Annotated in this window: 15 protein-coding genes; 7 read left to right on the forward strand and 8 right to left on the reverse strand. The window is 76.0% G+C overall.

Annotated features, from left to right (window positions below):
* Positions 1-59 precede the first annotated feature (59 nt).
* The 5 genes from ACWIZO_RS02060 to ACWIZO_RS02080 form a co-directional block, all read right to left on the reverse strand.
* Positions 60-3314: a heavy metal translocating P-type ATPase gene (locus tag ACWIZO_RS02060; RefSeq protein ID WP_448640892.1), complete on the reverse strand. Its 3255-nt coding sequence runs from the start codon at positions 3312-3314 to the stop codon at positions 60-62.
* Positions 3315-3414: 100 nt separating this feature from the next.
* Positions 3415-3912: an N-acetyltransferase family protein gene (locus ACWIZO_RS02065; protein WP_448640893.1), complete on the reverse strand. Its 498-nt coding sequence runs from the start codon at positions 3910-3912 to the stop codon at positions 3415-3417.
* A gap of 33 nt (positions 3913-3945) precedes the next feature.
* On the reverse strand, positions 3946-4068 hold the full coding sequence (locus tag ACWIZO_RS02070; protein WP_448640894.1) for a hypothetical protein: 123 nt from the start codon (positions 4066-4068) through the stop codon (positions 3946-3948).
* A gap of 115 nt (positions 4069-4183) precedes the next feature.
* Positions 4184-4417 (reverse strand): heavy-metal-associated domain-containing protein, encoded by a 234-nt coding sequence (locus ACWIZO_RS02075; protein WP_448640895.1) that lies wholly within the window; start codon positions 4415-4417, stop codon positions 4184-4186.
* A 105-nt stretch (positions 4418-4522) separates the two neighbouring features.
* A complete protein-coding gene (locus tag ACWIZO_RS02080; RefSeq protein ID WP_448640896.1) occupies positions 4523-6007 on the reverse strand; it encodes an MFS transporter in 1485 nt (494 codons plus the stop codon).
* Positions 6008-6185: 178 nt separating this feature from the next.
* Between ACWIZO_RS02080 and ACWIZO_RS02085 the strand changes: the two genes are divergently transcribed.
* The 6 genes from ACWIZO_RS02085 (at position 6186) to ACWIZO_RS02110 (ending at position 16033) form a co-directional block, all read left to right on the forward strand.
* Positions 6186-8909, forward strand: a complete 2724-nt coding sequence (locus tag ACWIZO_RS02085) for an ATP-binding protein (RefSeq protein WP_448640897.1) — start codon at positions 6186-6188, stop codon at positions 8907-8909.
* 78 nt (positions 8910-8987) lie between these two features.
* The gene (locus ACWIZO_RS02090; protein ID WP_448640898.1) at positions 8988-9419 is read left to right on the forward strand and encodes a hypothetical protein; all 432 of its coding nucleotides are present in this window, start codon (positions 8988-8990) and stop codon (positions 9417-9419) included.
* 29 nt (positions 9420-9448) lie between these two features.
* Positions 9449-12169: an AAA family ATPase gene (locus ACWIZO_RS02095; protein ID WP_448640899.1), complete on the forward strand. Its 2721-nt coding sequence runs from the start codon at positions 9449-9451 to the stop codon at positions 12167-12169.
* A 114-nt stretch (positions 12170-12283) separates the two neighbouring features.
* Positions 12284-12754, forward strand: coding sequence for a hypothetical protein (locus tag ACWIZO_RS02100; protein WP_448640900.1), 471 nt, complete (start codon positions 12284-12286; stop codon positions 12752-12754).
* A 56-nt stretch (positions 12755-12810) separates the two neighbouring features.
* Positions 12811-14109: a flavin-containing monooxygenase gene (locus ACWIZO_RS02105; RefSeq protein WP_448640901.1), complete on the forward strand. Its 1299-nt coding sequence runs from the start codon at positions 12811-12813 to the stop codon at positions 14107-14109.
* Positions 14110-14431: 322 nt separating this feature from the next.
* Entirely contained in the window at positions 14432-16033 is a 1602-nt protein-coding gene (locus ACWIZO_RS02110; protein ID WP_448640902.1) for a molybdopterin-dependent oxidoreductase, read from the forward strand.
* 162 nt (positions 16034-16195) lie between these two features.
* On the opposite strand, the gene ACWIZO_RS02115 is transcribed toward ACWIZO_RS02110, so the two are convergent.
* Genes ACWIZO_RS02115 through ACWIZO_RS02125 form a run of 3 tightly spaced genes read right to left on the reverse strand, consistent with a single transcriptional unit; the run spans position 16196 to position 20699 of the window.
* A complete protein-coding gene (locus tag ACWIZO_RS02115; protein WP_448640903.1) occupies positions 16196-17563 on the reverse strand; it encodes a DJ-1/PfpI family protein in 1368 nt (455 codons plus the stop codon).
* A 26-nt stretch (positions 17564-17589) separates the two neighbouring features.
* Positions 17590-18705: a flavin-containing monooxygenase gene (locus tag ACWIZO_RS02120; RefSeq protein ID WP_448640904.1), complete on the reverse strand. Its 1116-nt coding sequence runs from the start codon at positions 18703-18705 to the stop codon at positions 17590-17592.
* Positions 18702-20699 (reverse strand): multicopper oxidase domain-containing protein, encoded by a 1998-nt coding sequence (locus tag ACWIZO_RS02125; protein ID WP_448640905.1) that lies wholly within the window; start codon positions 20697-20699, stop codon positions 18702-18704. The genes ACWIZO_RS02120 and ACWIZO_RS02125 overlap by 4 nt, the downstream gene beginning before the upstream one ends.
* A gap of 179 nt (positions 20700-20878) precedes the next feature.
* On the opposite strand from ACWIZO_RS02125, the gene ACWIZO_RS02130 reads away from it, so the two are divergent.
* A complete protein-coding gene (locus ACWIZO_RS02130) occupies positions 20879-24106 on the forward strand; it encodes an AfsR/SARP family transcriptional regulator (RefSeq protein WP_448640906.1) in 3228 nt (1075 codons plus the stop codon).
* The last annotated feature ends 15 nt before the right edge of the window (positions 24107-24121 follow it).

Below are 24121 nucleotides of genomic sequence, written 5' to 3' on the forward strand. Positions count from 1 at the left end.
TCGTCGCGCGGCAACCCCCGCACGCCGATGTAGGCGTGCGGGGGTTGCCGGGCGGGGGCTCAGGTGGCCTGGACGGTGAACGGCACGGTGATCACCTCGCCGTCGGCGAGCCGGAACTGGGCCCACAGCCGGTACGTCCCGGCCGTGGGGAACTCGGCGTGCACGTCGAGCTCGGGTCCGAACGTCTGCCCGGGCAGGGCGAAGACCGGTCGGCCCGATGCGTCCTGGACCTCGGCGTGCTCGTGGGCGAACGTCTGCCCGTCGGCCCGCATGACCACGACGTGGCCGGCGGCGGCGAGGTAGGGCTGCAGGTCGTCGAGCGGCCGGCCCGTTTCGGCGTCGGTGAGCGAGAAGGCCAGGTCGCTGGCTCCTCCGACCTCAGTGTCCCCATCCAGCTCGACCCGGACGCCGTCGACGACCACGGTGCGCGTGCCGGCGGTCAGCACCACCGGCACCGGCGCGCTGCCGGCCACGGTGACCACCTGCCGCTGGTGGACGTCGCTCATGTCGCCCTGCCGCCGGAACTCGGTGTTGACGACGTACCGGCCCGGAGTGGGAAAGGTGACGTCGACGGCGAGCTGCCCAGGTCGGCCGGTCGGCTCCGGGTGGACGTGCGCGAACGTGCCCAGGTCCTCGCGGGTGGCGATGAGGTGCATCCACGCCTCATGGCTGCGCGTGAGGTCCTGGATCGGCTCGCCGGAGGAGGCATCGACGATGGTGGCGACGACCCGCGTGGGCTCGCCAGGCCGCACCCGCGCGGGCAGCTCGAGCCGGACCTCCACCCCCTCGTCGGCGGCCTCGGTGGGTGGCACCTCGGCGGTCATCATCTCGCTCATCACCGGGCGCATCGGCATGCCGGTGCCCTGCATCCAGGCCAGCGTGCCGTTCATGCCACGCTCGGCGAACTCCATCCGGCTCACCGCGGTCAGCCCGGTGCCCAGCGCCAGCGCGACGACCGCGATCCCGGCCAGGTAGGCGTACTGACCGATGCGGGCGCGCAGCGGCGGGTGCAGGATCTCGCCGGCGGTCGCCGGGCGCCGGAACCGGCGCAGCCGCAAGGCGTTGGTGACCACGCTGACCGAGCTCATCGCCATCGCCGCCGACGCCAGCACCGGGTCCAGCAGCAGGCCGTTCCACCAGTACAGGGCGCCGGCGGCGACCGGGACGAGCAGCAGGTTGTAGATCCCGGCCCAGGCGAGCCCGGACTTCATGGTGGTCACGGTGCGCCGGGACAGGGCGATCGCTGAGACGATGCCGCGCAGGTCGCCGCCGACGAGGGTGACGTCGGAGGCGGCGATCGCGACGTCGGCGCCGGTCCCGATGGCGATGCCCACGTCGGCCGCACTGAGGGCGGCAGCGTCGTTGATGCCGTCGCCGGCCATCGCCACGACGTGGCCCTGCTCCTGCAGCCGGCGCACCTGCGCCGCCTTGTCCGCCGGCAGCACCTCGGCGAGCACGTGGTCGATGCCGACCTGCCCGGCGATCGCCCGCGCCGTGGCGGCGTTGTCACCGGTCAGCATCCACACCTGGATGCCGAGCGCTTCCAGCTGCGCCACGGCCTCGCCCGACTCGGGCTTGATCGTGTCGGCGACCGTGAGCACCGCGGCCGCGGCACGGTCGACCGCGACGAACATCGGCGTGCGGCCGGCCGCGGCCTCGCCGTCGGCGGCGGCCTGCAGCGGGGTGACGTCGACGCCGCGGGCGGCCATCAGCGCGGCGTTGCCCACCAGGACGTGCCGGTCGCCGACGCCGGCGTCGATGCCGTGGCCGGGCACGGCGTCGAAGGAGCGCAGCGCCGGCAGGACCAGCCCGCGGTCGGTGGCGGCGGCGACGATCGCCTCGCCGACCGGGTGCTCGCTGCCGGTCTCGGCAGCGGCGACCAGCGCCAGGACGTCGTCCCCGGTCCACCCACCGGTGGGGGTGATGCCGGTGAGGGCCGGCCTGCCGCGCGTGATCGTGCCGGTCTTGTCGAGGACGACGGCGGTGACCCGGCGGGCGGTCTCCAGCGCGTCCCCGTTGCCGATGAGGATGCCGAGCTCCGCGGCGCGGCCGGTGCCGACCATGACCGCGGTCGGCGTGGCCAGGCCCAGCGCGCACGGGCAGGCGATGATCAGCACCGCGATCGTCGTGGTGATCGCCATCGTCAGCCGGCCGGGGTCCGGGCCGAGCAGCGCCCACGCGAGGAAGGTGGCCGCGGCCAGCCCGAGCACGATCGGGACGAACCAAGCCGAGGCCCGGTCGGCGAGGCGCTGCAGCGGGACCTTCGCGCCCTGCGCGTCCTCCACCAGTCGGACGATCTGCGCGAGCGCGGTGTCGGTCCCGACCGCGGTCGCCCGGAAGACCACGGTGCCGGTGCGGTTGATCGTGGCGCCGATGAGCTGGTCGCCGGCCGCCTTGTCCACCGGCAGGCTCTCCCCGGTCAGCATGCTCTCGTCGACCGCGGTGGCGCCGTCGGTGACGACGCCGTCGACCGGCACCTTCTCCCCCGGCCGGACCCGCACCAGGTCGCCCACGACGACCCGCTCGACCGGGACGTCGACCTCGGCGCCGTCGCGCAGCACGCGGGCCGTCTTCGGCGCGAGGCCGACCAGGGCGGTGATCGCCGCGGCGGTCTGCTTCTTCGCCCGGGCCTCCATCCACCGGCCAGCCAGGACCAGGGCGAGGATCACCAGCGAGGTCTCGAAGTACACGTGCAGCGGCAGGCCCCACCGCTCGGCGGCGGCCGGCCACAGGGTCACGAACGCGCTGTAGCCGTAGGCCACGCCGGTGCCCAGCGCCACCAGGGTGTTCATGTTCGTCGAGCGGTGCCGGGCGGCGGCCCAGGCCGCGCGGTAAACGTCCCGGCCGGCCCAGAACTGCACCACGGTGGCGATCACGAGGACGGCCGGCATCAGCCAGTCCATCGTGTCGAGGTACAGCGGCACGTACATCAGCACCATCAGCCCGAGGCCCACCGCGAGCGTGATCTGCCACCTGCGCCGGAGCGAGGTCAGCCGCGTCTCGTCGTCGCGACCTCCGGTCGCCGTCTCGGGGCCGGCGTCCTGGTCGGCGGGCCGGGTCTCCCGGCGCGGGGTGGCGGTGTAGCCGGCGCGGGTGACCGCGGCGGTCAACTCCTCCAGCCCGACCTGTGCTGGGTCGAAGCGGACGGTGGCGACCTCGGTGGCCAGGTTGACCTCAGCGGCGGCCACGCCGTCGACCCGGTTCAGCGCCTTCTCCACCCGGCCGACGCAGGAGGCACAGGTCATGCCGGCGATGTCGAGGGTGCAACTGGCGGTGGCCTCGGTCGCCGCAGGGGGCGGCGCGGTCGTCGTCATCGCGGATCTCCTGGTCGAACGAGGTTCTGCGAGGTGACCGATGGTCGGCCGCGGGTTCCCGGCTCGGACCGGGAAAACCGCCGGGTTCCCCGGACCGCGGTCAGCCCCGGGCGGCCGCGTCCGCGTAAGCCGCGGGGGTCCACGCGGCCAGGACCTTGTGCCGGAGGGTCGCGCCTAGGCGGCGGTAGAACCTCTGCGCGTCGACGTTGTCGACCTCCATGCCCCAACGGATGAGCAACTGCTCGGGCGCGGCCAGCCCCGCGAGCGCGGCCATCAGCTGACGGCCGACACCGGCGTCACGGTGGCCGGGGCGCACGTAGAGGTCGTCGAGGTTCAGGACGTCGCCACCGGTCCACAGGTGCAGCTGCCGGACAGCGGAGACGTAGCCGACGGCCGCGCCGCGGCGCTCGGCCAGCAGCACGATCACCTCGGGGCGCTCGAGCAGCGCCCGCCACTGGGCGTCCTGTACGTGCACGTGTGCGGTCTGGTCCTCGTGTGCGGCGATCTCGGCCACCATCGCGGCGACCTCGGGGGCGTCGGCCGGGGTGGCCCGGCGGATCGGAACGGCGGGTGCGGCGGTGGTCGGGGCGTCGGTCATCGGGGAGCTCCTCGCGGGGTGGGGCGGCGGACGTCAGCCGCTGCGGCGGCGGCGCGGACGGCGGCGCGCGGCCGGCCGGGCGAACCGGTGGGTGCGGGCGTCGTGGAGCAGTTCGGCCTGGCGGGCCCGGAAGAGCTCCTCGTAGAGCAGGTTCACGGCGGTGCGTCCCTTCCGTGGGGCGGGCTCGGTGGTGGAGGACGGAGGGCCGGGCGTCAGGACCGGCCCGGGCGGCGGCGGGACGGGCCGGTCGCCTCCCGCCACCGCAGGGCCATCACGGGACGAGGGAGTAGCCGGCCTCGTCGACCGCGGCGGCGATGTCGGCGCGGTCCAGCGGTGCGGAGGCGGTCACCGTCACCGTGCCGGTGGCCAGGTCGACGGTGACCGACTCGACGCCGGCCACGCCGGAGATCTCCTCGGTGACCGCCCGCTGGCAGTGCGCGCAGGTCATGCCGGTGACGGTGAAGGTGGTCGAGCCGACGAATGTGCGGGGCGTGTTGGACAGCACAGGAACTCCTCGGGGTGGTGGTGTCGGTGACGAGAGTCGGCGTGGAGGTGGATCGCTCTCACCGGGAAGATCGCCGGGATCTCCACCGGGATCGCCGGGGAGTGCTCAGTGGCCGTGGCCGTGGCCGTGGCCCGCGGCCCCGGCAGTCGGCCGGCCACCGGGCACGGCGAGTGCGGTGAGGACGAACAGCGCGACCAGGACGCCGGCGGTGGCGGCGAAGGCGCGGCCGTAGCCGTTGATCAGGCCGGCGGAGGTGGCGAGGTCCCCGGCGACGGCGGTGAGCCCGGCGACGCCGAGGGCGGCGCCGATCTCGTGTCCGGTCATCATCAGCCCGCTCGCGACACCAGAGCTCTCGCCCGGCACGTCGCTCATCGCGGCGACCGCGATCGCCACGAACATCGGCCCGACGCCCGCACCGACCAGCAGGAACCCGGGCAGCACGTCGGCGGCGTAGGAGGTGCCGCCGGCGTTCACGGCCAGCAGGAGCACGCCGCCGGCCATGACGACCAGGCCGCCGAGGATCAGCGTGCGGGCGCCGACCCGGCCGATGACCTTCGACGCAACGGCGGCGGCGAGGGTGATCGCGGCGGCCAGCGGCAGGAACTGCAGGCCGGCCACGACCGGCGAGGCGCCGACGATGTCCTGCAGGTACAGCGAGGTCAGGAAGATGGCGCCGACCACCACACCGGTCACGCCGGCCATGACCGCCGAGGCGGAGACCAGCGACCGGATGCGCCACGTCGCCGGAGGCACGAGGGGATCCGCGGCCCGGCGCTCGAGCCGGGCGAACAGGGTCAGCAGCACCGTGGCGGCGGCCAGCGCGGCCCAGGTGCGGGGCGCCGCCCAGCCGGCCGAGCGGGTGGCCTCGATGCCGAACACCAGGGCCAGCAGCCCGCCCACCAGAGTGAGCGCGCCCGGCACGTCCAGGCGGCGCAGCGCACCCGTCTGGGAGGCGCCTCGCGCCACGGCGCGCAGGGTGCCGAGGACGACGGCGACGCCGATCGGCACGTTGATGAAGAACACGGCCCGCCAGCCCAGCGCGCTGGTCAGCGCCCCGCCGAAGAGCACGCCGGCGGCGATGCCCAAGCTGCCCACGGTGCCCCACACGCCCAGGGCCGTCTGCCGCTGCTTGCCGGCGTAGACGGTCATGATGATCGACAGCGCCGCGGGGGTGAGCAGCGCAGCGCCGGCTCCTTGTGCGGCGCGGGAGACGATCAGCATCCACGGGGCCTGGGCGAGCGCGCTGGCCAGGGAGGCGGCGGTGAACAGACCGACGCCACTGAGGAACGCCCCCCGGCGGTTGAGCAGGTCCGCGATCCGGCCGCCGAGCAGCAACAGACCACCGGAGAGCAGCACGTAGGCGCTGACGGTCCACTGGTAGTCCGCGGCCGAGAGGTGCAGGCCGCGGCTGATCGACGGCAGAGCGACGTTCACCACGGAGACGTCGAGGATCACCATCACCTGCGCGGCGATCATCAGACCGAAGACGGTCCACGGCCGGCGCGGCTCGTCGAGGGGAGGCGCGGTCGGGTGGGCTGACGGGTGCGGAGAAGCGGGCGCCACCGGTCCGGCGGCGGAGTGGGTCGACATGGGTCTCTCCTGGGTGAGCAGGTCCGGATGTGCCTGCTCACCGTCTTGCGTGGACGGGATCGGTCGCGCCGGTGATCCCGCCGGGATGGGCTGCTCGCGCGGGCGACGACGTCGTCCGGCCGGACACCGCGCGGGGAAAGCGGCACGGTTCCGTCCCCGAGCGCACTAGGGTCTCGGCGTGCTCTCCGGCCGGGACCCCGAGCGCGCAGCCATCGCCGCACTGGTGGACGAGGCGTGGGCCGGCCGGGGCGGGGCGCTGGTGCTGGTCGGACACCCAGGCGTGGGCAAGTCGGCGTTGCTGGCCGACGCGGTCGCGCGGGCCGACGGCATGACGGTGCTGCGCACGCAGGGTGTGGAGTCGGAGTCCCCGCTGGCGTTCGCCGCGCTGCAACGCCTGCTGCGCCCGGTCATGGCCGCCGGCGCGCACCACCTGCCGCAGCCGCAGGCCCGGGCGCTGCGGGCGGCCTTCGGCGAGATCGACGACGGCCCCGGCGACCGCTTCCTGGTCTTCCTGGCCGCGTTGAGCATCCTCGCCGACGCCGGACAGCAGCGCCCGGTGCTCGCCGTCGTCGACGACGCCCACTGGCTCGACGACGCCTCCGCCGCGGCGCTGCTGTTCGTGGCCCGCCGGCTGCAGGTCGAGCGGGTCGCCCTCCTGTTCACCGCCCGCGACGCCGACGTGCGCACCTTCGACAGCGGCGACCTGCCCCGCCTCTGCCTCGGCGGCATCGACGCCGACGCCGCCGGTGAGCTGCTCTCCGCCCGCACCGGGGTCCCCGTCCCCCCGGACGTGCGTGACGCGCTGCTCGCGAACACCGGGGGCAACCCGCTGGCGCTCGTGGAGCTCGCCGAGGTCCTGACCCCCGAGCAGTTGTCCGGCCGGGTGCGGTTGCCGGCCCGGCTGCCGCTCACCGAGGGCGTGGAACGCGCCTTCCTCGACCGCTACCGGCGGCTGCCCGAGCCGGCGCGGACGATGCTGCTCGTCACGGCCGCCGACGACTCCGGCCGGGCGCGGGTCGTGCGGCGGGCGGCTGCCTCCCTGGGAGCCGGAGAGGACGCCCTGCAAGTGGCCGAGCGCTCGGGGCTGCTGCAGTTCCGCGACGCCGCCGTCGACCTCCGGCATCCGCTGGTGCGCTCGGCTGTGTACGGCGCCGCCACCAGCACCGAGCGCCGCCGGGCCCACCGGGCCCTGGCGGCCGTACTGACCGGTCCCGACGAGGCCGACCGGCGCGCCTGGCACCTCGCCGCCGCCGTCGAGGAGCCGGACGAGGCCGTCGTCGCCGAGCTCGACGCCGCCGCCGAGCGGGCCCTCGCGCGAGGGGGTCTGGAGGCGGCCGCGTCCGCCTGGGAACGCGCCGCCGAGCTCTCACCGGCCGGGGACGACCGGGCCGGGCGGCTCTACGCCGCGGCCCGCTCGGCCTGGCTGGCCGCCCAACCCGCCCGGGCCCGGGCGCTGGTCGACGCCGCCGCGACGCAGGCCCGCGACGCGCTGCGGCTCGCCGACGTCCTCCGGCTCCGGGCTCGCATCGAGTGGAACACCGGCTCGTTGCACGCCGGGCAGCGGATGGTGCTCCAAGCGGCCGCCGAGGTCGCCCCGCACGATGCCCAGCGGGCGCGGGAGATGGCCATGTTCGGCGCGGCGCTCGCCGCGTTCGGCGCACGCTCCGGCAGCGCCGTCGTCCCCACCGCCCTCGTTCCCCGGCCCGGGCCCGACGCACCGGTGCGCGCCCGGTGCTTCTCCGACCTGCTGCACGGTCTCGACGCCGCCGTCCACGGCGACTGGCAGCTGGCGATGCCGCCGCTGGAGGAGGCCTTCGCCCTCGCCGAGCGCCTGGCGGAGGAGGACCTGGACCTGCTGCCCAACCTGGGCATCGCGGCGATGTACCTGGGTGACGATGCGCTGACCCGGCGCTACCACGAGCAGCTGCTGACCCGCGCCCGCAGCACCGGCGCGGTCCTGATGATCCTCTACTCGCTGGCCCGGCTCGGCTTCGCGGAGGTGTCCACCGGCCGGTGGACCGCGGCTCGCGCCGCGGCCGCCGAGGCGCTGCCGCTGGCCGACCAGTCCGGACACCGGGGGCTGGCCGCCCTGCCGACCGCGTGGCTGGCGTTGGTGGCCGCGCTGCGGAGCGATGAGGCCGTGCACCGCTACCTCGCCGACGCGGAGCGGATCTGCGCCGACCATCCGCTCGGCATCCTGGCCGAGGTGGTGCCCGACGTGCTGCGCTGGGTGCGCGGCGTCCGCGACGCGGCCACTCCCGCCGCCGCGCTGCACCAGCTGGAGCAGATCCGCCATCCGATGACCCGCCGGCTGGCCGCCACGGACCGCATCGAGGCCGCCGTGCGAGCCGGCCGGCCGGAACAGGCCCGCGCCTGGGTGGATGAGCTGGCCGGCTTCGCCGAGGCCACCGGTTCCGCCTGGGCCTCCGCCGTGGCCGAGCACGGTCGAGCGCTGCTCACCGACGGCCCCGAGGCCGAGCGTCACTTCGAGCAGGCCCTCGCCGCGCACGCCAAGACCGAACGGCCGCCCGACCGGGCCCGCACCCAGCTGGCGTACGGCGCCTTCCTACGCCGCTCCCGCCGCCGGATCGACGCCCGGCCCCACCTGCGCGCCGCCCTGGAGACGTTCGAGGACCTCGGTGCGCAGCCGTGGGCCGAGCGCACCCGGCAGGAGCTGCGGGCCTCCGGCGAGACCGCCCGCCGTCGCGACGCCTCCACCGTCGTCGACCTCACCCCGCAGGAACTGCAGGTGGCCCGGCTGGTGCGGCAGGGGCTGGCCAACCGCGACGTCGCCGCGCAGCTGTACGTCAGCCCGCGCACCGTCGACTTCCACCTGCGCAACGTGTTCGCCAAGCTCGGCGTCAGCAGTCGCACCGAGCTGGCCGCCCACCCACTGGACTGACGCCCGCGCAGGCGGCCGGAACCCACCCGGTGGTCTCGCCGGTGTGGCGGGAGGCGGGGAGTTCGTAGCGTCCGGAGGATGCGGAGCAGCCCGTGGACGCCGGTCCGAACGGCGATCGACCCCTCCGCCGTCGTGACGCTGGTCGCGGTGCAGCTGCGGCTGCGGGCCGGCGCGGATCCCGGCGCCTTCCCGACCTGGATCGACCGGATCCGCCCGGAGCTCGCCCGCACCCCGGACCTCGTCGGCTACGCGTTCCGGCTCACCGGCGGTGCCCTGCGGGTGGTGTCGGCCTGGAGCCGCCGGGCGTCCCTCACCGCCTTCGAGCGCGGCCCCTTGCACGCCGCCGCCAAGAACGAACTCGCGGCGCTGCTCCACCCCCCGGCGGTCGCGGTGTGGAGAGCCGCGGGAGGCGACCTGCCACCGGCCTGGGGCGACGTCCGCCTGCGCCTGGCCGCCGCCGACCGACGGACGCGCACGCGGCTGGCGGGCAGCCAGCACCTCGGCCCGTGAGGCCCGCGGCGCTCGGTACGGTCGGCGCCGTGCTGGCCGGACGGGACGCCGAACGTGGGCGGATCACCGCCCTGCTCGACGGGGCGCGCGCCGGCACCGGAGGTGCCCTGGTGGTCCGCGGCGTCGCCGGAGCCGGCAAGTCGACGCTGCTGACCGAAGCGGTGGACGCCGCGGCGGACATGCGGGTGCTGCGCACGTCGGGTGTGGAGTCGGAGTCGCCGCTGGCCTTCGCCGCGCTGCAGCGGCTGCTGTGGCCCCTGCGGTCCCTCCTCGCCGGGTTGCCCGCGCCGCAGCAGGCCGCGCTCGGTGCCGCCCTCGGCGAGGCCGCCGGGGAGGGAGAGCGCTTCCTGGCCTTCCTCGGCACGCTGAGCCTGCTCGCCGACGCCGCCGAGGACTCCCCCGTGCTGGCCGTCGTCGACGACGCCCACTGGCTCGACGACGCCTCGGCCGCAGCGCTGCTGTTCGTCGCGCGCCGACTGCAGTCCGAGCGGGTGGCCCTGCTGTTCGCCGCCCGCGACGGCGACGCCCGCCGCTTCGACGCGCCCGACCTGCCCGCCGTCGTCCTCGGCGGCATGGCCGGGGCGGACGCGGACGCGGTGCTCTGTGCCCGGGCCGGTACCGCGGTGGACCCGGCGGTGCGCGACCGACTCGTGGCCACCACCGGCGGCAACCCACTGGCACTGGTCGAGCTGGCCGGGGTGCTCACCCCCGAGCAGCTGGTCGGGCGGGCGCCGCTGCCCATCCAGCTGCCGCTGACCGGAGGGGTGGAGCGGGGCTTCCTGGACCGCCACCGCCGGCTGACCGACCCGGCGCAGCGGCTGCTGCTGCTGGCCGCGGCCGACGACACCGCCAGGCTGACGGTGGTTCGGGCCGCCGCCGAGGACCTCGGGGCCGGCGACGACGCCCTCGACGAGGTGGAGCGCGCCGGGCTGCTGCGCGTCGACGGCGACGTGCTGACCCTCTACCACCCGCTGGTGCGCTCGGCGGTCTACCGGGCCGCGACCAGCGCGCAGCGCCGCGCGGCACACCGCGCGCTCGCGGCGGCGGTCAGCCCCGACGCCGACCGCCGGGCCTGGCACCTGGCCGCGGCCGCCGACCGGCCGGACGACACCGTCGTCGCCGCCCTCGACGGCGTCGCCGAGCGCGCCGCCGCCCGCGGTGGTCACGAGGCCGCGGCCGCCGCGTGGGCCCGCGCCGCCGAGCTGACCGCCGGCGGCGCGGCCCGCGGCCGGCGGCTGTACGCGGCCGCGTCGTCGGCCTGGCTGGGGGCGCACCCCTCCCAGGCCACGGCGCTGGCCGCCGCCGCCGCGGCCGAGCCGCTCGAGCCCTGCCTGCGGGCGCAGCTGCTCCTCCTGCAGGGGCAGCTCGAGTGGAACACCCGCTCGCTCGACGACGGCTACGACCTCGTCCTGCAGGCCGCCCAGGTCGCCGCGGGCGGCCTGCAGGACGAGGTGATGGCACAGCGGCTGGCCATGCTGGGCGCGTCGCTGTCGGCGTTCGGCGCCCGGTCGGCCCGGCAGTTCGACTTCACCACGCTGGTCCCCGAGCCCCCGGGGGATGCTCCGGCACCGGTGTGGGCCGCCTTCCACCTGCTGCATGGTTTCCGGGCGCTCGCAGGTCAGGACCACGCCGCCGCGGCCGGGTCCTTCCGCCGCGCGTTCGCGCTCACCGACGCCGACCCGCTCGACGACGACCACGTGCTGCAGCCCAACCTCGCCATCGCGGCGTGGTTGATCGACGACGACGAGCGCGACCTCCGGCTGCACCAGCAGCAGCTCACCGCCGCTCGCCGCGCCGGGGCGCTCAACATGGTCGAACACGCCCTCACGCGCGGCTTCTTCGCGCAGATCGCGACCGGGGCGTGGGCGAGGGCGGCCGCCGCCGCGGCCGAGGCGCTGCCCCTGACCACGGCCACCGGTCACCCCGGCCTGACCGCACTGCCGACCGCCGAGCTCGCCCTGGTCGAGGCCCTGCGCGGGGACGCCGCCGCGGATCGCCACCTCGCCGAAGCCGCTGCGACCCGGAACGAGCACCCGGTCGGGATCACCGACAGCCTGGTGGTCGACGTGTCGCACTGGGCCCGAGGGCTGCGTGCGGCTGCACAGCCGGCCGGCGCCGTGCACCACCTCGAGCAGATCGGCGGCCCCGGCCTGCGGCGGATGGCCGCTCTGGACCTGTTCGACGCCGCCACCCGCGGCGGCCGCCCCGACGTCGCCCGCGCCTGGCTGGGAGAGTTGGAGCGGTTCGCCGCCGGGACCGGCTCGCCGGCGGCCACCGCGGTCGTCGAGCACGGCCGGGCCCTGCTCGCCGACGACGGGGAGGCCGAGGCCCACTTCCTGCGTGCGCTCGCCGCGCACGCCGGGTCCCCGCGCCTGCCGGACCGGGCCCGCACCGAGCTGGCGTTCGGCGAGCACCTGCGTCGCGCGCGGCGCCGCGTCGACGCCCGGGAGCACCTGCGCACCGCGCTGTCGCTGTTCGAGGAGCTGGGCGCGACCCCGTGGGCCGAGCGGGCCGCGCAGGAGCTGCGCGCGTCCGGGGAGACCGCCCGGCGCCGCGACGTCTCCACGGCCACCGAGCTGACCGCCCAGGAACGGCAGGTCACCGCCCTGGTGCGGCAGGGCCTGTCCAACCGGGACGTCGCCGCGCAGTTGTTCGTCAGCCCACGCACCGTCGACTTCCACCTGCGCAACGTCTTCAGCAAGCTCGGGGTGGCCTCCCGCGCCGAGCTCACCGCCCTCCCCCGGGACTGACGCCGCTCCTGCCGGGCCGCTCGGGGACCCCTGAACCCGGCGGTTTCACCGGCGTGACGCCTCCGCCCCGCTCCTAGCGTCCGGCGCAGACCCACCCCGGACGGAGGAGCCCTCATGACCAGCAGCGCCGCGACCGCGTCACCCGTCACCCGCCGCGCCCTCGGCCTGAGCGGCGCGCTCTCTCGCCGCTGGCCGACCGCGCTCGGCGCGGTCGGCGCCGCCAACAGCTTCGTGCTCGTCGCGCAGCTGCCCCAGCCCGCGCAGGCCTGGTTCAGCGGCTGGAGCGTGCTGCTCGCCGCGGTCGTCTACCTCACCTGGGGTACGGCTCGCGGCGACCTGGGGAACCGGCGGCTGCTGACCGCGCAGACCGCGGCCGTGCTCGGGTTCGGGGCCGTCGCGATCGCCGCGGTCGCGGTCGACTTCGACGTCGCGCGCTTCGTGCTGGCCGCCGGCTGGCTCGCCCACGCCGCCTGGGACGTCGCCCACCACCGCCTCGGCCGGGTCGTGCCCCGCTGGTACGCCGAGACCTGCCTGGTCGCCGACCTCACCATCGCCGCCGCGTTGCTCACCGTCGGCCTCGGCTGACCGCCCCGCCCGTCCGCCTCCCCCACCGTCCTCCCTCACGCCTGCCAGGAGTCGTCATGCCCACCCCTGTCCCCACCGACCGGTCCCTCGACGTGCTCGTGATCGGCGCCGGCCAGGCCGGTCTCGCCGTCGGCCACCACCTCGCCCGCCGTGACGCGGACTTCCTCCTGCTCGACGCCGGGCCCGAAGTCGGCTCCTCGTGGCGCTCGCGGTGGGACTCGCTGCGGCTGTTCAGCCCCGCCCAGTACGACTCGCTGCCCGGCCTGCCGTTCCCCGCACCGGCCGGCACCCATCCGAGCAAGGACGACGTCGCCGACTACCTGGCCGGCTATGCGCGGCACTTCGCCTTGCCGGTGCAGCAGAACTCCCCGGTGCTGCGGCTGCACCGCAACGGCGACGGCGGCTTCACCGCCACCACGCCGAGCGGGACGGTGCGCGCGCAGCAGGTCGTCGTCGCCACCGGGCCGTTCCAGACCCCGCACATCCCCACCCTGGCCCAGCAGTTGGACCCGGCGGTACCGCAGCTGCACAGCGCCGAGTACCGCAACTCGACCCAGGTGCCCGGCGCCGGCCGGGTGCTCGTCGTCGGGGGCGCCAACTCCGGCCTGCAGATCGCCGCCGAGCTCGCCACCACCCAGCCGGTCACCGTCGCCGTTGGCACCCGGCCGACTGAGCTGCCCCAGCGCATCGCCGGCCGCGACCTGTTCACCTGGCTGGACTCGGTCGGGTTCTTCACCGTGCCCACGCACACCCGCATCGCCCGCCGGCTGCGCGCCCGCGGTGACCTGGTCATCGGCACCCGCACCCGCGACCTGCGCCGCCGCGGCATCGAACTCCGGCCCCGGCTCACCGGGATCACCGGACGCACCGCCCGTTTCGCCGACGGCACCACCCTCGACGTCGACGCAGTCGTGTGGGCCACCGGCTACCGGGCCGACTACTCCTGGCTGCACGTGCCCGGCGTGGTCGTCGACGGGCAGGTCCGCCACACCGCCGGCGTCACCGACGTGCCTGGGCTGTACTTCCTCGGGCTGCCCTGGCAGACCTGCCGCGGATCGGCGCTGCTCGGCTTCGTCGGCGCCGACGCCGCCACCCTCTCCGACCGCATGACCGCCGACGCGCGCCGGCCGGGGCTGCAGGGCCAGTCCGCGATCCGGCGGTTTCACCGGCGTGACACCTCCCCCGCGTTCCTAGCGTCGACCCCGACCTGCCGAAGGAGGCACCGATGCCCACCGCGACCCTCGCACCCGCAGTCGACCCGCGCACCGGCGCGCCGCCGACCCCGCCGGCCGGCGTCTCCCCGCTGGTCCGGACGTTCCTCCTCCGCTACACCGCCACGCTGCTGCCGCTGCTGACCGCTGTGCTCGCGCTCGAGTTCGGCTGGGGACTGTTCGGCGGCAGTTCCTGGCCGACCACCGCGGCCGCCGTGACCGGCTGGGCGCTGGCCGTCGCCGCCTGGCTCCGCCACTGCAACTGGTCGGCCGGCGCCGTCCTCGCGACCAGCGCAGCGCCGGCCGCCGTGCTCGCCCTACCGGCCACGGTGGGCTGGCTGTCACCCGCCGGGCTCGTGCTGTGGGGACCGGTGAGCACGCTGCTGGCCGCGGCGCTGGCGATGGCCACGCAGATGCCCGCCTCGGCCGGCCCCTCCGCCTGACCATCCCGACCGAGGAATCCACGATGACCGCACACCGAACCTCCCGTCCGCGGATCGGCCTGCTCGCCGGGCTCCTGGCAGCCGCTGCCGGCGAAGTCACCGCCTCCGCCACCCGCCGCGGCCGCTCGCCGTCGTCGGGGCTGGCCCGCGGCCTGGTCGATGCCTCTCCCGCGATGCTCGTCGACGGCGGCGTCGCCCTCGTCGGCCGTGCCGACAAACCCGGGCTGGCCGTGCTCGCGGCCGGCGCCAGCGGGCTGGCCGCGGCCGCCGGGGGACGCCTGGCCGGCCGCCGGCCGTTGCTGGGCGCCGCGGCGGCGGGCATGCCGCACGCCCTCGGCGGCTTTCTCGCGCTCCGCCGCGGCGACGCCTCCCGGCAGGACACCGCCGTCGCGGTCGCCGCCGGTGTCCTGGTGTCCGCGACCGCGGTCGCCCCGATCCGGGCGCGCCCCCGCGCGGCGCTGACCGTCACCGCGATGGCCACCGGCGCGGCCGTCACCGCGGACCGGCGTGCCCGTCGCCGCGCTGCCACCGCCCTGCGTGGCCGCGTGCAACTGCCCGCGCCCGCGCGGCCGCTGCCGCCGGTGCCCGCCGCCGACACAGCACCGCGGCCCGGCGTCGCCTCGCTGCTCTCGGCGCCCGGGGAGATGGTCGTCATCGACATCACCGTGCCCGAGCCACGGATCGACCCGGACACCTGGCGGCTCGAGGTGGACGGCGAGGTGGAGAAGGCCCTGTCCGTCGATCTCGACCAGTTGCTGGCGTGGCCGCTGGAGGAACGCGACCTGCTGATGGTCTGCGTGCACAACCCGGTCGGCGGCGCTCGGATGGGCTGCGCCCGCTGGACCGGCATCGGCCTGGCCGACCTGCTGGATCGAGCCGGGGTCACCGACAACGACGGATGGCTGATCGCCGAGGCCGTCGACGGCTACACCAACGTGCTGCCCCTCGAGGCCGCCCGCACCCACGGCTTCCTCGCCGTCGGCATGGCCGGACAGCCACTTCCCCGCGAGCACGGCAGCCCCGCCCGACTGCTGGTGTCCGGCCGGCACGGCCAGGACGGCAACCTCAAGTGGCTCCGGCGGATCACCGTCACCGCGGAGCCACCGTTGTCGTACTGGGGCTCCCGCGGTTGGGTCGATGGCACCTACCCGGTGCACCCGGCGTCCCGCATCGACAGCCCCGGGACCCGCTCCCGGGTCGAACCCGGCGAGGTCACCGTGCGCGGCTACGCGTGGGCGCCGCCGGTCGGCATCGACCTCGTCCAGGTGCAGATCGACGACGGCCCGTGGATCGACGCCACGCTCGGCATCGACCTCGGCCCGGACGCCTGGCGTCCCTGGACGGCCGGCTGGACAGCGACGCCGGGCCGGCACCGGCTGCGCGTGCGCTGCCGGACCGCGGAAGGTCAGTGGCAGGAGGAGACCGTCACGACACCGTTCCCCCACGGGGTCCGCGGTATCCACGCCGTTCCCGTCTACGTCGGCGGCAGTGCGCTCCGGTCGTTGACCCGGCGGCTGACCACCGAGGCCACGACCCGTCTGAGCTGGGCTGCGCGTAGCACGGCCGCGTGGCGGAGCCAGAGCGCAGCGGGCCGGACGGTCGACCTGTGTGGCAAGCGCCCTTGATCGTGGCCGTCCCGTGAGCAAGGTCGAGGCGGGGGTGACCTCGCCGGACACGTTGCCGGCCTGTGCCGGCTCCGGTTGCGTCCGACCGCCTCGCGGCTCGGAGGCTCGGTGAGGACGGCCCGCGGCCAGCGGGGCCGGGCTCGCCGCAGCGAGGCGACGAGCTCAGCGCCCGGCCCGGGTGAGCCGTTTGGGCCGGGCGGTGACGACCGGGCCGGTCAGCCCGAACGCTCCCCGCACTGCTCGCGGCAAGCGTGGGATGTGGTCGTAGTCGATGCCGCCCCAGGGCGGTCGCGGGTCGTAGTCGATGGCCCGTTGCACCCGGCGGGCGGTGGCCTCGTCGGTCAGGCGGGCCGCGAGGTGCAAGGCCATGTCGATGCCGGCCGACACCCCGGCGGACATGATCAGGTTGCCGTCCTCGACCCATCGGCGCTGGTGGTAGGTGGCGCCCAGGTCCTCGAGGATCCCGGAGTAGAACCAGTTGGTCGTGGCCTGGCGCCCCTCCAGCAGCCCGACCGCGCCGAGGATCAGTGAGCCGGTGCACACCGAGGTGACCAGCTCGGCCGAGGCGGCGGCGGACCGCACGTAGTCGCGGACCAGCGGGTCGCTCATCGCACGGATCGTGGGGATCGCGCCGCCGGGCACGAGCACGATCGCCGGGTGCGGGACCTCCTCGAACGTCCGGTCGGGCACCACCGACACACCGGCGTCGGTGGGCACCGGCTCGCGGCGCGCCCACACGGTCACGGGGCGGTAGCCCGGGACGAGTCTCTGCAGCATGGTGAGCACCTGCAGCGGGCCGACCATGTCGAGCACGGTGAGCCCCGGGTAGAGCATTAAGGCGATGAGCCGCTCGTCCCGCGCGGGTCCGCCGGTGGGGGCGCCGTCGGGGTCGCGCAGCGTCCGAGCGAGTTCGTCGTCGGCCGGATCCGGTCCCACCCGGCCGAACGGAGGCTGCGGGTCGTACTCCGCGGACAGCTGCCCCAGCCGGGCGACGGCCCTTCCGCGCAGCCGGGCCAGCAGGGTCAGCGCCAGGTCGATGCCGGCCGTGCCGCCGGCCGCGGTGTGCAGCCGGCCGTCGACCCGCCACCGCTCGGAAGAGCCGAGCGCACCCCCCAGCTCCTCCAGCGGCTCCCGGTAGGCCCAGTGGACGGCCGCCCGCTCGCCGCGCAGCAGGCCTGCCGCGGCCAGCACGAGAGCCCCGTTGCCGGTGGAGCCGACCACGTCCGCCCCGGCGGCGGCCGAGCGGACGTAGGACAGCAGCGCCTCGTCCCCCGCCGCGGCGAGGGTGCTCGCGCCTCCGCCGGGCACGATCACCGCCCACGGGTCGGGGACGTCGGCGAAGGTGGCGGCCGGCACGAGCTGCAGCGGCGTGTCGGTGGCCAGGGGCTCGGCGCGCTCACCGACCACGACGGTGCGGTAGCGCGCCCCCCCGATGCCGGGCGTCTTCAGCACCGTGAGCGGACCGATCAGGTCCAGCGGCGTCATGCCGGGGTGGACCGGGAACGCGAGGACCTTCTCGTTGCCGGGCATGGCGGTCTCCTTCCGGTGCTCGGCGGTCAGTTCCGGACAGGCGGCGCCGCCTGGGCATCAGGCGCATCCCGCGGCCCGGGCACGTGCACGCTGTTCCTCGCGGCGGCGTCGACCACGTGGGCGGCGTCGTCGGCGACGAAGCCCAGCAGTGCCGAGCCGCGGGTGTGCTGCCAGGGCAGGCCGAGGAAGTACAGCCCGGGGACCTCGGTGATGCCGCGGGAGTGGACGACGCGGCCGTCGTCCAGCACGCCGAGGACGTCGATCCACGAGTAGTCGGGCCGGTAGCCGGTCGCCCAGACGACGACGCCCACCTCCCGGCTGGTGCCGTCGGCGAACCGCACGGTGCGGCCGGTGGCGTCGACCAGCCGCGGCCGGAGCCGCACGCCGGCCCGCTGCAGGCCGCGCCGGCTGGTGCCGATGAGGAGGAACTCGCCGCGGCTCTGCATGCGCCGCCCGAGCCGCGAGCCGACGGTCACCCGCATCAGGCCCAGCCTCGTCAGCCACCAGAACAGGTCCCGACCGAGCAGCCGCTGCGGCAGCGCCGGGTAGGTCGAGCCGACCGACAGCTCTACCGGCCGGGTCCGGGCCAGCTCCTCGGCGATCTGGAAACCGGAGTTGCCGCCGCCGACGACGAGTACGGGCCCGTCGGGCAGCGTCTCGGGGCTGCGGTAGGCGAAGCTGTGCAGCTGGGTCACCGAGGCGTCCAGGCCGGCGGCCAGCGGCGGGACGAACGGGGCCTGGAACGGTCCGGTGGCCACGATGACCTGCCGGGCGGTGTACGTCCGGTCGTCGGTGCCGAGCCGGAACCCGGTGTCGGTGCCCTGCAGCCGGGTGACCCGCGCGTCCAGCTGCACCGGCAGGTCGAAGGCTGCGGCGTAGTCGCGCAGGTAGTCGGCGACCGCCTCCTTGTTCGGATAGGTGCCGGCCGGCGCCGGGAAAGGCAGGCCGGGCAGCGCGTCGTGCTCGGCCGGGGTGAACAGTCGCAGTGACTCCCACCGGGTGCGCCAGGTGTACCCGAGTTCTGCCGCGGCCTCCAGGACCAGGAAGCGCAGCCCCCGCTCGCGCAGGTGCCAGGCGGCGGCCAGGCCGGCCTGCCCGCCGCCCACGACGACGATGTCGTACGGCCGGTCCGGGGCGGTCACGACGTCGCCGCCCGGTCCACGGTGAAGCTGAACATCATCCCGGCGTGCATATGCTCGGCGATGTGGCAGTGCGCCATCCACAGGCCGGGGTTGGTGACGTCGAGGAGGAGGTCGACGGTCTGCCCGGTCGGGATGAGCACGGTGTCCTTCCACACCAGGTTGGGCTCGGGCGCCCCGTCTCGGGCGAGGACGAGGAAGCGGCCCGCGCCGTGGATGTGGAACGGGTGGTGCATGGGGTGGTCGGAGTCCATCTCGTTGACCAACCGGATCTTGACCCGCTGCCCGGCGGTGAAGTGCCAGTCCACGGGGAGCCCGTCGCGGCCGGCGGTGCGGTCCAGCAGCTTCCAGCGCACCGTCTCGGTGGTGGTGGCCCGGTTCATCTCGGCCATCCCGTCCTCCCACTCGATCCCGTCGGCGGTGGCGGAACCGTGGTGGTGGGCGTGCCCGTGCGCGGCATCGTGGTCGCTCGCCGACACCTCCTGGGCGGCGGGATCGTGGCCCACGTCGTGGCCCATGTCGTGGCCCACGTCGTGGCCCATGTCGTGGCCGACGGCGGCGCCGGTCGGGGCGGTCGGGGCGGTCGGGGCGGTCGGGGCGGTCGGGGCGGTCGGGGCGGTCGGGGCGGTTGCCATCAGCTTCATGCCGCACTTCGGGCAGCGCCCCGGCTCGTCGCCGACCACCTCCGGGTGCATCGGGCAGGCGTAGGTCGCCGGGCCGGCCGCCGCGGGCGCGTTCGGGTCGTCCATCTCCGCGACGATGGCGAGGGTCTCGTCCGGCGGCGCGGCCAGCCACGGGGCGAGCTGTTCCCGCTCGGCGGCCAGCTCGGGTGCGGTTCGCAGCACCCCGAACTGCTCCCCAAGCGGCGGCTCGGCGACCGCACCGGAGACGGTGATCACCGCCAGCCGGTAGGTGCGGTCCGGGGTGCGGTGCTCCAGCGCGAACTCCCCCGCCCGGTCGAACAGCAGGTCGACGACGGCCCGCTCCGACGGAGCCAGCACCACGTCGTCGATGAACTCCTCGTGCTCCACCCGGCCGCTGTCCCCGCCGACCAGCTTCATCCGCGCCCCCGGCACCCCGACCCGGAAGACGCGGCTGTTCGCGGTGTCGACCAGCCACAACCGGACCACCTCGCCGGTCTTCGCCGTCAGCGCCGGGGCGGTCTCCCCGCCGGTCAGCATCAGGTTGCCGTAGCGACCCATCGCCGCGTAGTTCGTCTCCGTACCGCTGAACGGGGCGATCACGCCGTCCTCGAGCAGCAGGTCGTCGAGGGTCAGCACGACGTCGCGGTGCGCCGGTGGCCAGTAGTCCGGGTCGGCCGGGTCGACCAGGATGCAGCCGTAGAGGCCCAGTTCCTGGGTGACGTCCTCGCGGATGTGCGGGTGGTACCAGTACAGCCCCGGGTCGGGGAACTGGATGCGGTAGGTGAACTCCCCACCCGGCGGGATCGGCGCCTGGGTCTCATGCGGCACCCCGTCGAAGCGGTTCTCCAGCCGCAGCCCGTGCCAGTGCACGGTGGTGTCGAGATCGGTGCCGTTGGTGACGTGCACGACGACCTCCGAGCCTTGTCGCACCTTCAGCGTGGGGCCGGGGATCGAGCCGTTGTAGCCGAGCATCCGCACCGTGCTGTCGCCCAGCCGCTTGGCGACCGGGCCGGGTCGCAGGTACAGCTGGTCGCCGTCGGCGAGCTCGAGCACTCCGGGCCGGGTGGCCTCGGGCAGGTCGGTGAGATCGGTGGAGAAGACGGTGGTGTCCACGGGAGGACCCCCCATGCGGGTCGGGTAGGGATGCGGGGTGCCGTCGACCGGGTCGGCGGCGTAGCCGGCGGCGGAAAGGGCGGCGGTGAGCGCGGCGGGGGCGGCCGAGCCGCTCACCCGAACTGTCTGCGTGGCCAGGTCCGCCTGGAGGGTCCGCACGCCGGGGACGTCGCTGATCCGGGCGCTGACCGCCCGCACGTCCCGCCGGGAGCGCATGCTCGGCACGCGGACCACGATCACGGCGCCTCCTCGTGCGGGTCGGTCGGTGCCCACCGTGCCGCTGGGCGCTGTCCGTCCGCTGTCCGGTCGCTGACCACCGCGCTGCGGCGGCCGGTACGCGGGTCCGTTGTGCCGGCGTCGCAGCACGGCCGAGAATCGGCGGACGTCGGCGAGACGACCTCGTCCCGGGAGGGCGGTCCATGCAGATCCGCGTCCTCGGGCCGGTCGAGGTCCTCGTCGACGGGCACGCCCGCCCCCCGCCTGCAGCCGGGGAGCGGGAGTTGCTCGCGTTGCTGGCCCTCGCCGCCGGCCGCGTGGTCCCCGTGCCGTCCCTGGTCGACGCGCTGTGGGGCGAGCAGCTGCCGGCGAATCCGGGCAACGCGTTGCAGGTGCGGGTGTCCAAGCTGCGCCGCGCCCTGACCGCCGTCGGCCTCGGGAACTCGCTCCTCACCCGCCCGCCCGGGTACCTGCTCGACGTCGACCCGCTGTCCGTGGACGCACTGCGCTTCACCGATCTGGTCGCCGCAGCCCGCGCGGTCGCCAGCAGCGATCCGGACGCGGCCGCCAGGCGCTACCGGGAGGCGCTGGCGCTGTGGCGGGGGGCCCCGCTGGCGGAGTTCGCGGAGACGAGATGGGCCGGGCCGGAGGCGGCCCGGCTGACCCGGCTGCAGCTGGCGGCCCGGGTGGAGCTCGTCGACGTGGAGCTGGCCGCCGGCCGGCACACCGAGGTGCTCGGCGAGCTCCAGGCACTCACCGCCGTCCATCCGCTCCACGAGCCGCTGCACGCCCGCCTGGTGCTGGCGCTCTACCGCGCCGGCCGGCAGGCCGACGCGCTGGCGGCCTACCGCCGCGTCCGCGCGGTGCTCGACGCGGAACTCGGCCTTCACCCCGGCGCGGAGTTGCGCGGTCTGCAGGAGGCGATCCTGCGCCAGGACCCCGACCTGCTGCCCCCCGCCCGGGTCACTGCGACGCCGCTCGGGCCCCCGCCGTCGACGCGCTCCCCGGCGCCACCGGGGCGGCGGCTGCCGCCCCGGCTGACGTCGTTCCTCGGGCGGGACGCCGACCTGCACCGGGTCGGCGAGCTGCTGGGCAGCGCGCGGCTGGTCACCGTCACCGGCCCGGGCGGCGTCGGTAAGACCAGCCTCGCGCTGGAGGCGGCACGGGCCGCCGCGGGCCGCTTCCGTGACGGGATCGGGTTCGTGCGGCTCGGCGGCGTCGCCGATCCCGTCCAGGTCCCGCGGGCGGTGCTGGCCGCCCTGGACATCCGGGACGTGGCCACGGCGACCGCGGAGGACCAGCTGCTCGGCCACCTGCGGGACCGCGCCGTCCTGCTCGTGCTGGACAACTGCGAGCACCTCGTCGACGCCTGCGCGCTGCTCGCCGAGCAGCTGCTCGAGTCCTGCCCGCGCGTGCGGCTGCTGGCCACCAGCCGCGAGCCGCTCGCCGCCCGCGGCGAGGTGCAGTGCGCGGTCGACCCGCTGCCCGTCCCACCCCCGACGGCCGACGGGGCGGAGCTGGCCGGCAGCGCCTCCGTCCGGCTGTTCCTCGACCGGGCGAGCGGCGTCCTGCCGGGCTTCGAGCTCGACGAGGAGAACTCCTCCGCGGTCGCCGGCATCTGCCGGCACCTCGACGGCATGCCCCTGGCCATCGAGCTCGCCGCCGCCCGCGTCGCGGCCCTGCCGCTCGACGAGCTCGCCCGGCGGATGGGCGACCGCTTCGCCCTGCTGACCACCGGCCCGCGTACCGCGGAGGTCCGGCAGCGCACGCTGCGCGCCACCGTCGACTGGAGCTACCAGCTGCTCACCGAGCCCGAGCAGGTGCTGCTGCAGCGGCTGTCGGTGTTCCGGGGCAGCTGGACGCTCGACGCCGTGCAGGCCGTCGCCGGCGGCGAGCCGTTGACGCCGGCGGCCGTCGTGGACCTGCTCGGCCGGCTGGTCGACCGGTCGCTGGTCGTGGTCGACCGCACCGGCGCCCGCTACCACCTGCTGGAGACCATCCGGGAGTACGCCGCCGAGCGCCTGGCCGAAGCAGGCGAGACCGACCGGCTGGCCCGGGCGCACGTCGCCTACCTCACCGACCTGGCCGAGCGGGCCGAGACGGAGCTGCGCGGCGACGGGCAGGCCCGGTGGCTGCCGCGGCTCGCGCTCGAGCGGAACGACATCGACGCCGCGCTGGCCTGGTGCACCGCGCACGCGGACACCGAGCCGGACGCCGGACTGCGGCTGGTCGCGCCGCTGGGCTGGTACTGGTACTTCGCCACGCGTCCGGACGGCGGCCGGCGGGTCGCCGCCGTGCTCGCCGCCGCACCCGGCGGCACACCGGAGGCGCGGGCGCGGGCGCTGCAGGCGCTGGCCGTCGCCGCCCGCCCCGGGGCGTGCATCGTGCACCCCGACGCCGCGTGCGCCGCCGCCGCCGGGCAGAGCCGGGGACTGTTCGTCGAGCTCGGCGACGCGTTCCGCGCCGCGCTGTCGGACACGCTGCTCGCCGTCGAGGCCATCGGCAGCGACGATCCGGCCGAGGCCTTGAGCGTCCTGGCCGCGGCCGAGCGGGAGTTCACCCGGGACGGCGACGCCTGGTGCGCGGCGCTCGCCGACTTCGTCCGGCTGGAGCTGCACGCCGGCACCGGCGACCTGGACGCGGCCACCGCGGTCGGTTCCCGGGCGCTGCTGGCGTTCCGGGTGCTGGGCGACCAGTGGGGTGTGTCGGCCATCCAGTTCCACCTCGGCATGGCCCTGTACCGCGCCGGCCGCCTCGAGCAGGCCCTGGAGATGTACGACGGGGCACTCGCCAGCGTCCGCGACGTCGGGCCGGCCAACACCGTCCAGTACGCCCTCGCCGGCGCCGGGCACGTCACCCTGCTGCTCGGCGACGCCGACCGGGCCGGGCAGCTGTTCGCCGAGTCCCACGAAGTCGCCCGCCAGCTCGGCGCCGCGGGCAACCCGCGGGCCGCGGTCGGCGAGGGACTGCTGGCCCGCGAGCGCGGCGACGCTGCCGCCGCCTGGGAGCGGCTGACCTTCGCGCAGCAGCTGCTGGCCGGGTTGACCGAGCCGGAGTGGACCGCCGCCGCCCTGGTCGGCCTCGGCCACGTCGCCGAGGCCGACGGTGATCTCCCCAGCGCCGAGTTCTCCCACCGCCGGGCGTGGCAGACCGCACCCGGGTACGCCGCCGCGCTGGACGGGCTCGCCTGCGTGGCCGCCGCGCGCAACGACGCCGAGGCAGCGGCCCGGCTGCTCGGCGCGGCCGCGGCCTGGCGGCAGCGTCGGCACCGGCCCGCCGGCCGGCTCGAGCGGGCCGACGCCGGCCGGGCCGAGAAGGACGCCCGCGCGGCCCTGGGCGACAGCGGGTTCGACGCGGCATACCGAGCCGGCCGGGCCGAGCCCGACACCGTCCTCGACGACGACGCCGACGGCGTGCCCGCGCGGCGCTGAACCGGCTCCGACGAC

The organism is Geodermatophilus sp. URMC 63 (assembly GCF_053502565.1).

Excerpts from the sequence above, each read along its gene's own strand:
- ACWIZO_RS02060 (WP_448640892.1), bottom strand. The coding sequence starts at position 3,314 with ATGACGACGACCGCGCCGCCCCCTGCGGCGACCGAGGCCACCGCCAGT.
- ACWIZO_RS02065 (WP_448640893.1), bottom strand. The coding sequence starts at position 3,912 with ATGACCGACGCCCCGACCACCGCCGCACCCGCCGTTCCGATCCGCCGG.
- ACWIZO_RS02080 (WP_448640896.1), bottom strand. The coding sequence starts at position 6,007 with ATGTCGACCCACTCCGCCGCCGGACCGGTGGCGCCCGCTTCTCCGCAC.
- ACWIZO_RS02090 (WP_448640898.1), top strand. The coding sequence starts at position 8,988 with ATGCGGAGCAGCCCGTGGACGCCGGTCCGAACGGCGATCGACCCCTCC.
- ACWIZO_RS02100 (WP_448640900.1), top strand. The coding sequence starts at position 12,284 with ATGACCAGCAGCGCCGCGACCGCGTCACCCGTCACCCGCCGCGCCCTC.
- ACWIZO_RS02105 (WP_448640901.1), top strand. The coding sequence starts at position 12,811 with ATGCCCACCCCTGTCCCCACCGACCGGTCCCTCGACGTGCTCGTGATC.
- ACWIZO_RS02110 (WP_448640902.1), top strand. The coding sequence starts at position 14,432 with ATGACCGCACACCGAACCTCCCGTCCGCGGATCGGCCTGCTCGCCGGG.
- ACWIZO_RS02115 (WP_448640903.1), bottom strand. The coding sequence starts at position 17,563 with ATGCCCGGCAACGAGAAGGTCCTCGCGTTCCCGGTCCACCCCGGCATG.
- ACWIZO_RS02130 (WP_448640906.1), top strand. The coding sequence starts at position 20,879 with ATGCAGATCCGCGTCCTCGGGCCGGTCGAGGTCCTCGTCGACGGGCAC.